Genomic DNA, 12,241 nt, shown 5'->3' with positions numbered 1-12,241 from the left:
GCCCTGTGGTATCGCGGGAGAGCCTCCCCCGCACGGGCGCGAAGGACCGCATTCCGGCCCAGGACACCTCAGACCACAGTGAGCGGGAGCAGTTTCTTGCCGGTCGGGCCGATCTGGATCTCCGTCCCCATGGTGGGGCAGACACCGCAGTCGTAGCAGGGCGTCCAGCGGCAGTCCTCGACCTCGACGTCGCTCACGGCGTCCTGCCAGTCCTGCCAGAGCCACTCACGGTCGAGACCCGCGTCGAGGTGGTCCCAGGGGAGCACCTCGTGCTCTTCACGCTCCCGCGTGGTGTACCAGTCGACGTCCACCGCGCCGCCGGAGAACACCCGTTCCGCGGCGGTCATCCAGCGCTCGTAGGAGAAGTGCTCGCTCCAGCCGTCGAACCGGCCGCCGTCCTCCCAGACCGCCCGGATGACCGAGCCGACGCGGCGGTCGCCGCGCGACAACAGGCCCTCCACGATCGACGGCTTGCCGTCGTGGTAGCGGTATCCGATCGCCTTGCCGTACTCCTTGTCGCCCCGCAGGGCGTTGCGGAGCTCACGCAGGCGGCGGTCGACCGTCTCGTGGTCGCACTGGGCGGCCCACTGGAACGGGGTGTGCGGCTTCGGCACGAACCCGCCGATGGACACGGTGCAGCGCACGTCCCGGGAACCGGTCGCCTCACGCCCCGCCTTGATGACCTTCTTGGCCAGGTCGGCGATGCCGAGGACGTCGATGTCCTCCTCGGTCGGCAGGCCGCACATGAAGTAGAGCTTCACCTGCCGCCACCCCTGGCTGTAGGCCGTGGTGACGGTGCGGATCAGATCCTCCTCGGTGACCATCTTGTTGATCACCTTGCGCATGCGCTCGGAGCCGCCCTCGGGCGCGAAGGTGAGCCCGGACCTGCGGCCGTTGCGAGAGAACTCGTTCGCGAGATCGATGTTGAACGCGTCCACCCGCGTGGACGGCAGCGAAAGACCCGTCTGGGTGCCCTCGTACCGGTCGGCGAGCCCCTTCGCGACCTCACCGATCTCCGAGTGGTCGGCGCTGGACAACGACAGCAGGCCGACCTCGCTGAAGCCGGACTCCTTGAGGCCGGCCTCCACCATGTCGCCGATCGTGGTGATCGACCGCTCCCGGACCGGACGGGTGATCATCCCCGCCTGGCAGAAGCGGCAGCCCCGGGTGCAGCCGCGGAAGATCTCCACGCTGAACCGCTCGTGGACGGTCTCGGCGAGCGGGACCAGCGGCTTCTTCGGATAGGGCCACTCGTCCAGGTCCATCACCGTGTGCTTGAAGACACGGGAGGGGACGCCGGAACGATTGGGGACGACGCGCTTGATGCGGCCGTCGGGGTGGTACTCGACGTCGTAGAACTTCGGGACGTAGACGCCTCCCGTGGAGGCGAGGCGCATGAGCAACTCGTCGCGGCCGCCGGGCGCGCCCTCGCCCTTCCACTCGCGGATGACCTCGGAGATCGCGATGGCGATCTGCTCTCCGTCGCCGAGGACGGCGGCGTCGAGGAAGTCGGCGATCGGTTCGGGGTTGAAGGCGGCGTGGCCCCCGGCCAGGACGATCGGGTCGTCATCGGTCCGGTCCACCGCGTCCAGCGGGATCCCCGCCAGATCCAGGGCCGTCAGCAGGTTGGTGTAACCCAGCTCGGTGGAGAAGGACACCCCGAGGACGTCGAAGGCGCGCACCGGCCGGTGGGCGTCGACGGTGAACTGAGGGACGCCCTCCGACCTCATCAGCGCCTCGAGATCGGGCCAGACCGCGTAGGTGCGCTCGGCCATCGTCTCGGGCAGCTCGTTGAGGATCTCGTAGAGGATCTGCACGCCCTGGTTGGGCAGGCCGACCTCGTAGGCGTCCGGGTACATCAACGCCCAGCGGACGGTCGCCTCGTCCCAGTCCTTGACCGTCGAGTTGAGCTCACCCCCGACGTACTGGATCGGCTTCTGCACCTTGGGCAGGAGCGCTTCCAGGCGAGGAAACAATGACTCGACAGACATGCGTCCAGGGTATCGGCTCCGGCAGGCACCCCAGCTCGGTCGCCGGATGGGACGGCCCGGAAGCGCTCCGGGCCGTCGTCAGGTCCATCTCTCCCGGATGTGGATCGCCTGGAGAATGCCGAGCGAGGCCATGTTGGCGAACGCGGCCGTACCTCCGTACGACACGAACGGCAGGGGCACGCCGGTGATCGGCATGATGCCGATGGTCATGCCGACGTTCACCAGGGTCTGGAACCCCATCCAGGTGACGATCCCGCCTGCGACCAGGGCGCCGAAGCGGTCCTCGCACATCCGCGCGATCCGCAGGCCGCGCATCAAGACCACCCCGAGCAGGGCCACCACCGTGACCGTCCCCACGAAGCCGAACTCCTCGCCCGCCACCGTGAAGATGAAGTCGGTGTGCTGCTCCGGCACGAAACGCCCGGTGGTCTGCCCGCCGTGGAACAGGCCCTTGCCGAACAGCTCGCCCGACCCGATCGCGACCAGCGCCTGGGTGCTGTTGTAGCCGACACCGCGGGGGTCGCTCGCCGGGTTGATCAGCGCGGTGAACCGGGCCACCTGGTAGGGCTTCATGAGCCCGAGCGACCACACCGCCGACCCGCAGGCGACGGCCGCGACCAGCGCCAGGGCGATCCAGCGCTTGCGCAGCCCCGCGAACACGATGACCCCTCCGGTGATCACCATGAGGACCATCGTGGTGCCGAGGTCGGGCTGGAGCATGACCAGGGCCGCCGCGACGCCCGCGGCGGCGAGGCACAACGCCACGTCGAGCGGCCGCGGCCGGTCCTTCTTCTTCCCCTCGGTGTGCCGCGCGAGCAGGCGGGCCATCATCACGATCAACGCCGGTTTGACCAGCTCCGCCGGCTGTACGGCGAAGCCGCCCCCGACCATGATCCACGAATGGTGGCCGTTGATCGTCGAGCCCATGGGCGTGATGACGAGCAGGAGCATCAGGATCGCGACGCCGTACACGACCGGCGCGTAGGTCCGCAGCCAGCGATAGTCGGCCATCGCGACCACGAAATAGAGCACCAGGCCCACGCACAGGTTGAGCACGTGCTTCTTGGCCAGCGCGGTCGGTTCGTTGGAGATCCAGGTCCGGGTGGAGGACCACACCAGCAGCGTCCCGATGACGCTGAGGGCGATCATCGCCGCGAAGAGCACGCCGTCCATCCGCCAGATCGGCGAACCTTGGCCGACCGTGCGCTTGACGAGGGATCGTCTGCCGACCCTGAGCGCCTCAGGCATGGCGCCGCCTCACCGGCCCACGGTCCCGTCAGGCCTGATCACCGGGAGACGGCTCGCGGGCTTCCCATCGGGGAGCGCCGCCTTGACCGCCTTGCCGTCGTCGCCCTTGCCGAGGCCGAAGATCCCCTCCCAGATCTGCCGGACGGCGGGAGCCGCCGCCGAGGCGCCGAATCCACCCTGCGAGACCAGCACGACGGCCACGAAGCGCGGGTTGTCGGCGGGGGCGAACGAGGCGAACCACGAGGTGTCGGCCTTGCCGAAGACCTCCGCCGTACCGGTCTTGCCGCCGATCTTCACGACGCCCATCGGGAACCCGGCGAACGCGCCCGCCGCCGTGCCGTCCGAGGGCACCTCGCTGAGCGCCTTGCGGATGTAGTCGCGGGTCTCGGTGTTGATCGGCAGCTTGCCCACCACCGGCACCGGGATCTCCTTGACGAGCGTGCCGTCAGGCTTGACCAGCGCCCAGCCGAGCCGCGGGCTGCGCAGCTTCCCGTCGCCCACCAGAGCGGCGTACGCCCGGGCGAGCTGGAGCGGGGTGACCTGCACGTCGCCCTGGCCGATGGAGAAGTTGGCCGCCTCGTAGGCGTGGAGCATGTAGCCCTCGAGGCAGTTCTCGTTGGCCAGGCGCTTGGAGAACGCCGCTCGGGCCTCGTCCTTGATCTCCGGGTAGCCGGTCTTGGCCCGCCGGCACATCTGGTCCTTGGTGGCGTTCCACAGGTCGCGCTTCCAGGCGCGGTTGGGGATCAGGCCCGCCGACTCGCCCGGCAGGTCGACGCCCGTGAGCTTGCCGAAGCCGAAGGAGCGGGCCATGTTCGACATGGGCTCCTTGACCTTCGACTTGGCCGTCTTCCCTCCGTCGCGCAGCCACTCCTCGTATCCGGCGCGGTAGAAGACCGTGTCACACGACTTCACCAGCGCCGTGTGCAGAGAGATGGAGCCCAGGCTCATGCCACCGGCGTTGGGAAACGCCCGGCCTTCGACGTTGTACGCGCTCGGGCACTCGTAGGTGCCGTGCAACGGCTGGCCGTCCGCGACCATGGCCGCGACCGAGCTGATCTTGAAAGTCGATCCGGGGGCGTACGTGCCCTTGATCGCCCGCGACACCAGCGGCTTGCCGGACTTGTCGGACAGCAGGTGCCTGTAGTCCTTCTCGGCGATGCCGCCCGTCCAGACCGAGGGGTCATAGGTGGGCCTGCTGGCCATCGCGATGACCCGGCCGGTCTTGACGTCGAGGACCACGCCCGCGGCGCTGTCCGCCTGCGGGTTGTCCCGCATCGCGTCGGAGACCGCCTTCTCGGTGATCGCCTGGACCTTCGCGTCGATGCTGGTGATGAGGATGTCGCCGGGAGTCGGTGCCGCCTGCTGCTGCACCGCGATGGTCTTGCCCATGCGGTCGACCTGGACCCGGCGCACACCGGGCTGGCCTCTGAGCGCGGCGTCGTACTCCGCCTCGAGCCCGTCGCGGCCCATCAGGTCGACGCCCGAGTAGCTGGCCTTGAGTCCCTCGCGCCGCTCCAACTCCTCCTTCGTGACCGGCTGGAGGTAGCCGAGCAGCTGCGCCGCGTTCTTGCCGTACGGGTAGTTGCGAATCGCCTGGATCTCCGCGGTGACGCCGGGGAAGTCCTCCTGACGCTCCAGGATCTGCAAGGCCTGGCGGCTGGTGACGTGGTCGGCGACGGGAGTCGGCTGGTACGGCGAGCCCGGCCAGCACGGCCGGGAGATCCCGGGCCCGCAGGGGCGGATCCGCTGCTTCAGCGCCTGGAACTGCACCCCGAGAACCGCGGACAGTTTCCTGAGCACGGAGTCGCCGCCGTCGGGCATCCGCTCGAACCGGGCCGGGTCGATCGAGACGACCAGGCTGGGACGGTTGCGGACGAGCGGGTGACCGGTCGAGTCGAGGATCGCCCCCCTGAGGGCGGGTACACGCACCTCCCGGGTGCGTGTCTCCGTGGCCACCGCCACGAACTGCTTGCCCTGCACCATCTGGACCTGCCAGAGGCGCACGACCAGCACCACGAGCAGTGCGACGACGAGCACCTGCAGGACGAAGAGTCGCCCCCTCAACCGTGTCATGCCGTCCCCCGTCTGTAGCTCGTCACGAACTCCGACCCTCTGGCCCGCCGCTTGGGCTGAAGTGCCGACACCGCCCAGAGCACCACGGGGGCGAACACGAGATTGCACAGGCCGACCCAGAGCCACGCCGTCCTGAGGACGGTCCAGGTCACTCCCGGATCACCGAGCAACGCGCCGATCCCGGCCGCCAGGCCGGGAGCGATGACCGCGCACAACGCCACGACGAGCAGGGACAACTGCCCGCCGGCCCGGCCCGCCAGGAATCCCAGGACGCACATCACCAGCGCCCACTGTCCGAGCGCATGGTCCGAGGGCGGCAGGAGGTCGTAGGCGAGACCACCGCAAAAGCCGATCACCGCCCCCGGCACGGCCGCCCCGCGCAGCGCCGCCAGACTGAGGACCACGAGAAGCACCAGGTCAGGCGCGATCCTGGGCGACACCCTGTTCACCAGGCCGACCTGAAGCACCAGAGCGGCGAGGATGAGCAAGGCCGCGACGAGGTTGCGAAACATCAGGATCAGGCCCCCCTGTCCTGTCTCCGCTGATCCCCCGCCTGTCCCACTTGTCCCGGCGCCGCGCGCTCCGGCGTTGGCGACGGCGCGAGACGGGTCTGTTCCCGCGGTTCGTGCCCCGACCTCGGCGGCTCGGACTGCCTCAAACGCGCGTTCGCGCCCGGGGCCGCCGCGGCGGGCTGTTCCACCGTCTGATCGGTCTCACGCGTCTCGGCCTGACTCGTCTCGACCGGCCTCGGCGCGGGCAGCAGTCTGGGCCGCTCAACGGGCTTCGCCTGGCGCGAGACCGCGGGCTTGGGAACCGGCGGCAGCACCGAGTCACGCGGGTCACGCTTGGGCGCCTCGGTCACCACTCCCACGACGTCGATCGACGAGAAGTCCGCGAACGGCCGGGCATAGGCGGTCCTGGTGAGCTCTCCGGGCGTGGTGTCCACCCGCTCGATCACCCCGATCGGCACACCCGGCACGTACGGCGCGCTTCCCTGGGAGCCGAAGGAGACGATTCTGCGCCCCACCTGCACCGGAGACGAAGAGTCGAGCATCCGGAACTTGATGAGGTTGTCATTGCCTCCGGCCTCCCCGAGGCCGTTCACGACGCCGAGCTCGTTGCCGCCCTCCATCCGGGCGCCCGCCGCAAGCGCGGGATCGGTCAGCAGGACGACGGTCGACGTGCTCGGGCCCGCGTGGACGACGCGACCGACCAGGCCCTCACCGCTGAGCACCGTCATGTCGGTCCGCACACCGTCGCCGGTGCCGATGTCGATCTCGACGGCGTCCTCGAAGCCGGGCGAGGCACGGCGGGCGACGACCTGGGCGGGCACGATCCGGTAGCGGCCGAGACCCGCCAGTCCGAGCATCCGGTCGAGTTTCACGACCCGATCCCGGTTCAGGCGCTGCGCGTCCAGGTCGCTCTTCAGTTGTGCGTTCTCCTTGCGGAGCGCGGTGATGGCCCGCTCCGCGCCCGGCGCGTTGCTGATCGTCTTGAAGAAGCCGGTGATCGGCCCGGTGACGGTCGCAGTGGCCCCTTCGACGCTCCCGAACACCGAGGACGCTACGTCGCGCACTGGAGCCAGGAGGGTCCCGTTGGCGGCCCGGTGATCCACAGTGATGAGGATCAACGCGGCCGCCAGAAGGACTCCGATCACGAGACGGGCGCGGCGGGTGTCTCTCATGAACGGCTCCTTAGTTGCGAGGCTCCTGGACGAGGACCTGTTGGAGCGCCTCGAAGTCCTCCACGCACCTTCCGGAGCCGAGCGCGACCGAATCGAGCGCGTTGTCAGCGAGGTGGACCGGCATGCCGGTCTCCTCCCTGAGCCGATCGACCATGCCCCTGAGCAGGGCGCCTCCGCCTGTCAGGGCGATGCCCCTGTCCATGAGGTCACCGGAGAGCTCCGGCGGGCACTTGTCCAGCGTGGACTTGACCGCGTCGACGATCACGTTGACCGGCTCGGCGGTCGCCCTGCGGATCTCCTCGGCTGAGATGACGACCGTCTTCGGGAGCCCGGTCACCAGGTCCCTGCCGCGGATCTCGGCGTGGAAATCCTCGCCCAGCGCGTACGCGGACCCTATTGCGATCTTCACTTCCTCCGCCGTGCGCTCCCCCAGCATCAGGGAGTACTCCTTCTTCGCGAAGGACATGACCGCGTCGTCGAGTTCGTCGCCCGCGACGCGGATCGACTGGCTCGTGACGATGCCGCCCATGGAGATGATCGCCACCTCGGTGGTGCCGCCCCCGATGTCCACCACCATGTTGCCGGTGGGCTCGTGGACGGGCAGGCCGGCACCGATCGCGGCCGCCATGGGCTCCTCGATGATGTAGACCCGCCGTGCTCCTGCCTGATATCCCGCTTCCTTCACCGCGCGCTGCTCGACTCCCGTGATGCCGCTGGGAACCGCCACGATGATGCGGGGCCGGACGAAGTGCCGGCGCTTGTGGACTTTCTGGATGAAGTACCTCAGCATGCGTTCGGTCACGTCGAAGTCCGCGATGACCCCGTCCCTCAGTGGACGGATGGCGACGATGTTGCCGGGCGTGCGCCCGATCATCCGCTTCGCTTCGATCCCGACCGCCACGATCTTGCCGGTAGTGACGTTGATGGCGACGACGGACGGCTCGTTGAGCACGATTCCGCGCCCTCGCACGTAGACCAGGGTGTTCGCCGTGCCAAGGTCAACCGCCATGTCACGGCCCAGGAATGTCAGCTTGCTGCCCATGCGGAAGGAAGCCTTCCTTCAGGTGGTTGGCGGGATAACGCATCGCACTCGAATCGTAACGCGATGTACCCATGACTGGGCACATCGAGCTATCAGGCACGGGGAAAATCTGCGCTTCCCGGGCCAGGGATGTGCCACCACCTTGGAAAACACCTGAGGCCCCGGTTTGGCCGGGGCCTCAGGCGGGGCAAGGACTAGAAACGGTCCGGAAAGAAGATCTTGATCTCACGGGCCGCGGACTCCGGCGAATCGGAGCCGTGCACGATGTTCTCGCCGATCTCCAGCGCGTGATCGCCGCGGATGGTCCCGGGAGGCGACTTCACCGGGTCGGTCAGGCCGGCGAGCGCACGGAACGCCTCAACCGCCCGCGGGCCCTCGACGACGAGCGCGACCAGCGGCGCGGACGTGATGAAGGTGACCAGCTCCCCGAAGAACGGGCGCTCGGAGTGCTCGGCGTAGTGGGCCTTGGCCGTCTCGGCGTCGAGCGTGCGCAGGTCCATCGCCACGATCGTGAGGCCCTTGCGCTCGATGCGGCCGATGACGTCGCCGATGAGGCCACGACGGACACCGTCCGGCTTGATCAGGACAAGGGTACGCTCGGACACGGATTCTCTCCTCGTTCAAGTGCTCGGTGACATGGTTGCGCAGGGTCGCGCGGTCGCACAGACGGCCTCGGCCGCGGATGTCCCGCGTTCGGGCCACCGGATCTCCCGGCGGCCGCGTTCTCCGAGGCCTCAGTGCTACGGCAGAGCCGGCGCAACGGCAGCTTACCGGTCCGTAAGCGACTCTCCGGTCGCGCCGTCCTCCCCCTCGGGCGAAGGCGTCGGAGCCGGGATCACCACCTGCTCACCCCGTACGGCACCGCCGTGGGCGAAGGCCGTGCCGGAGGCCGCGTCCCGGCGTGCCAGGACGGACGCGAGCACGATGACGACCACCACGACGAAGCCACCGGCCAGCGCCCCGGTGTGGAGCGCGTCGACGAACCCGCCGAGGACGGCCTGCTGACTGGGATCGGTGGAACGGCTGACCTCCTGGAGGAGGAGGAACTGGATCCCCGAGCCGAGGAGGAAGCCCGCCATCACGGCGGGGACGCACAGCGACAGGCCGAGGAGCGCCGACCCCTGGCCCGCGAGCCTGAGCGCGCTGACCAGCGCTACGGCGGCTCCGACGGCGAGCAGGACGAACGGCACCACGAGCGGCGGACCATACGGCTGCGGCACGAGCAGCCTGATCGCGCAGAGCCCGGCCACGACCACGGCCAGACCGCCGTTGGTGAGCCGGAAGACCATCGACAGCGGGGCGCGTCCGGCCAGGAGCGCGGCCAGCACGGCGGCCACGGCCGCCAGCACGAACGGCAGCCAGATCCCGGACAGGCCCGGCCCGCCGACCCCGCCCAGCTCGAGATAGGTGGTCTGCGCCACCGTCGGCAGGACGACCAGCCCGACCGCCACGTTGGTGAAGGCCAGCGTCCGCCCGCCCGGCTCGTCGAACGTCCCGGTCGCGACGAGTCCCAGCATCACGACCAGGGCCAGGGCGGCCGCGATGACGACGAGGTTCGGCGACCAGTCGAACGTCATGCCGATCGCGAGGACGGCGATGCCCGCGGAGGGCACGGCCGTACGCGCGAGCCTGACCCGCTCCACGCGCGTGGACCGGTTCCCCGCGGCCTCCCCCTGCGCGGCCGTGGACCCGGTGGCGGTCTCGGCGTCCTGGTCGGCGGATGCCGCCGTGTCGTCGGACGACGCGGAGGCGCGCTCGGCGTCGCCTCCGATCAGCCAGAGCACGAGATAGGCGGCGGCGAGGGCCAGCGCGATCCCCGTCAGCAGGGGATAGGGCTGGAGGGTCACCCGCCACGACTCGACCTTGTCGAGCGGCCACAGGGCCAGGGCCTGCGCCGAGAGCAGGCTCGCCGCGAGCATGCCCGCCCAGATGGGCAGCAGGACGTTCTTCCGCGGTCGCTCGAGGACGGCCGCGAGCGTGCCGGGCACCAGCATGCCCGCGCCGATCCCGTGGAGCACCCGCAGGACGCCGACCAGCCAGGTCGACTCCGCGTAGCCTCCGGCGACGTCGGCCAGTGCCAGCAGCGTGAGCCCGGCGACCAGCACCGGCGCCGCGCGGAACCGCCGGACGGCGATCGCCGCGAGCGGGACCGTCAGCAACATCGCCGGCAACGCCAGACCGTGCGCCCGCATCATCGACACGGGCGGGATGTCCGGCGGCAGCAGCGCGGCCACGATCGAGATGGTGTTGGGGATCGCGACGACCGCCAGGGGCAGCGCGACCGCGGTCAGCAGCCCGACGACGACGTCGAGGAAGACAGGGACGCGGACGGCTTTGACCATGACAGCGGTCCGAGCCTGCGGAACGGGAGGGACGGCCATGGTTGCCGACTTTAGCGCTTAGTCGTCCCCTCGACACGGCGAGCGACGAATATGGCAGTTATCCACAGGGCCGCGAAGATCACCCCGAGGAAGAACATCACGGGGACCAGGAAGCCTGTCGCGATGGCCAGGACCTGGATGACGCTGCCGGCTATGTAGGCGGAGGGACGCTTGAGCATGCCCGCGACGACCACGCACAGTACGGCCAGGCCGATGCCGACCGCCACCGCGAGCGCCGCCTGTACGTGATTGATGACGATGGCGACCGGCGTGGTGAGCGCGACGACGATGGCCTCCATGCCGAGCACGCTCGAACCGAGCCGCCGCATGCCGGGTGTCACCTCGAACATGCGGCCCTCCTTCGTCGCCGGCTGCTCCGCGATCACTTGCCGCCCTTCAGAAGCACGCGGGCGTCGCCCGCCGTGACGACGGATCCCGTGATCAGGACGCCGGAGCCGAACTCGTCACCCTGGTCCGCGAGCCCGACGGCGATGTCGATGGCGTCGTCGAGACGCTCGGCCACGTGGACCCGGTCGGTGCCGAACACGCTCTCGGCCCTGGCCGCCAGTTCCTCCGGCTCCATCGACCGAGGAGAAGAGTTCCTCGTGACCACCAGTTCCTCGACGACCGGCTCCAGCAATTCGAGGATGGTGTCGATGTCCTTGTCCGCCATCATCGCGACGACGGCGACGAGCCGGGTGAACCCGAACGACTCGGTCAGGCCGTCCACGGTGGCCTCCATGCCGCCGGGGTTGTGTGCGGCGTCGAGAACCACCGTGGGGCCACGTTTGACGATCTCCAGCCGTCCCGGGCTGGTGACCTCCGCGAACGCCTGCCTGACGAGTTCGTCTCCGAGGGGGTCGCCGCCGGCCGACAGGGCCTCGACCGCCGCGAGCGCCGTGGCCGCGTTACTCGCCTGGTGCTCGCCGTACAAAGGGAGGAAGACGTCTTCGTAGACCCCGTTGAGCCCTCTGAGCTGGAGCAGTTGCCCGCCCATGCCCAGCTCGCGGTGCAGGACGCCGAACTCCAGCCCCTCCCGGGCCACCGTGGCGCCCACCTCGGCCGCCCGCCTCACCAGGACCTCGGCCGCGGGAAGCGGTTGCTGCCCGAGAATGGCCGTCGCCCCCGGCTTGATGATGCCGGCCTTCTCCTTGGAGATCGTCTCGACGTCCGGGCCCAGGTACTCGGTGTGGTCCAGCGAGATCGGCGTGATGACGGCGACGGCGCCGTCCGCGACGTTGGTGGCGTCCCAGGTGCCGCCCATACCCGTCTCGATGACGGCGATGTCCACGGGCGCGTCCGCGAAAGCCGCGAACGCCATGGCGGTCAGGACCTCGAAGAAGCTGAGCCTGCCGGTCTTGGCGTCGATGATCTCCAGGTACGGGGCGACGTCCAGGTAGACCTCGGTGAAGCGCTCCTCGGACAGCGGTTCACCGTCGACGGAGATGCGCTCCCTGATGGAGGACAGGTGCGGGCTCGTGTAGCGGCCGACCCGGAGATTACGCGCCCGGAGCAGCGACTCCGTCATCCGCGCGGTGCTCGTCTTGCCGTTGGTCCCGGCGATATGGATGACGGGGAAGGATTTCTGAGGGTCGCCGAGGAGCTCCATCAGGGCCCTGACCCGGTCGAGGGTGGGATCGAAGTCCCACTCGACTCCTCTATCCATGATCGCTTGCTCGACGGCACGGTATTCCACGTTGTCAGCCTACGGGCAGATCACCATGGTGTGACTCCCGACCCGCGTCTCCGGGTGCTCGCCGGCTATTGCGGTGTAGCGGGGGGTGTTCGTCTTTGCGGGGGACTTTGCCGGGGGAAATGAAAA

Annotated in this window: 10 protein-coding genes; all 10 read right to left on the bottom strand. The window is 69.3% G+C overall.

Annotated elements, in window-relative coordinates; translation table 11 throughout:
• Nucleotides 1-68: 68 nt before the first annotated feature.
• The 10 genes from Psi02_RS30120 to Psi02_RS30075 all read right to left on the bottom strand — a co-directional run bounded on the left by Psi02_RS30120 (nucleotide 69) and on the right by Psi02_RS30075 (nucleotide 12,085).
• On the bottom strand, nucleotides 69-1,991 hold the full coding sequence (locus Psi02_RS30120; protein ID WP_203979222.1) for a TIGR03960 family B12-binding radical SAM protein: 1,923 nt from the start codon (nucleotides 1,989-1,991) through the stop codon (nucleotides 69-71).
• A 78-nt stretch (nucleotides 1,992-2,069) separates the two neighbouring features.
• Nucleotides 2,070-3,239, bottom strand: a complete 1,170-nt coding sequence (rodA, locus tag Psi02_RS30115) for a rod shape-determining protein RodA (protein ID WP_203979221.1) — start codon at nucleotides 3,237-3,239, stop codon at nucleotides 2,070-2,072.
• A gap of 9 nt (nucleotides 3,240-3,248) precedes the next feature.
• Nucleotides 3,249-5,312 (bottom strand): penicillin-binding protein 2, encoded by a 2,064-nt coding sequence (gene mrdA / locus Psi02_RS30110; RefSeq protein WP_203979220.1) that lies wholly within the window; start codon nucleotides 5,310-5,312, stop codon nucleotides 3,249-3,251.
• Nucleotides 5,309-5,824, bottom strand: a complete 516-nt coding sequence (gene mreD, locus Psi02_RS30105) for a rod shape-determining protein MreD (RefSeq protein ID WP_203979219.1) — start codon at nucleotides 5,822-5,824, stop codon at nucleotides 5,309-5,311. Before mreD ends, mrdA begins: the two co-directional genes overlap by 4 nt.
• A gap of 5 nt (nucleotides 5,825-5,829) precedes the next feature.
• Nucleotides 5,830-6,996: a rod shape-determining protein MreC gene (gene mreC / locus Psi02_RS30100; RefSeq protein WP_203979218.1), complete on the bottom strand. Its 1,167-nt coding sequence runs from the start codon at nucleotides 6,994-6,996 to the stop codon at nucleotides 5,830-5,832.
• Between the two features lie 10 nt (nucleotides 6,997-7,006).
• Nucleotides 7,007-8,038, bottom strand: coding sequence for a rod shape-determining protein (locus Psi02_RS30095; protein ID WP_203884163.1), 1,032 nt, complete (start codon nucleotides 8,036-8,038; stop codon nucleotides 7,007-7,009).
• A gap of 194 nt (nucleotides 8,039-8,232) precedes the next feature.
• Entirely contained in the window at nucleotides 8,233-8,643 is a 411-nt protein-coding gene (gene ndk / locus Psi02_RS30090) for a nucleoside-diphosphate kinase (RefSeq protein WP_203951810.1), read from the bottom strand.
• A 162-nt stretch (nucleotides 8,644-8,805) separates the two neighbouring features.
• Nucleotides 8,806-10,419 (bottom strand): hypothetical protein, encoded by a 1,614-nt coding sequence (locus Psi02_RS30085; RefSeq protein ID WP_203979217.1) that lies wholly within the window; start codon nucleotides 10,417-10,419, stop codon nucleotides 8,806-8,808.
• Between the two features lie 11 nt (nucleotides 10,420-10,430).
• Entirely contained in the window at nucleotides 10,431-10,769 is a 339-nt protein-coding gene (locus tag Psi02_RS30080; protein ID WP_203979216.1) for a DUF4233 domain-containing protein, read from the bottom strand.
• Nucleotides 10,770-10,801: 32 nt separating this feature from the next.
• Nucleotides 10,802-12,085 carry a bifunctional folylpolyglutamate synthase/dihydrofolate synthase gene (locus tag Psi02_RS30075; protein WP_203979307.1) on the bottom strand — a complete coding sequence of 428 codons (1,284 nt, stop codon included), beginning with the start codon at nucleotides 12,083-12,085 and terminating at the stop codon, nucleotides 10,802-10,804.
• Between the last annotated feature and the right edge of the window lie 156 nt (nucleotides 12,086-12,241).

The organism is Planotetraspora silvatica (assembly GCF_016863315.1).
GTDB lineage: Bacteria > Actinomycetota > Actinomycetes > Streptosporangiales > Streptosporangiaceae > Planotetraspora > Planotetraspora silvatica.
Note: the sequence above shows the minus strand (reverse complement) of the source record. Positions and strands in the feature narration are given on the sequence as shown.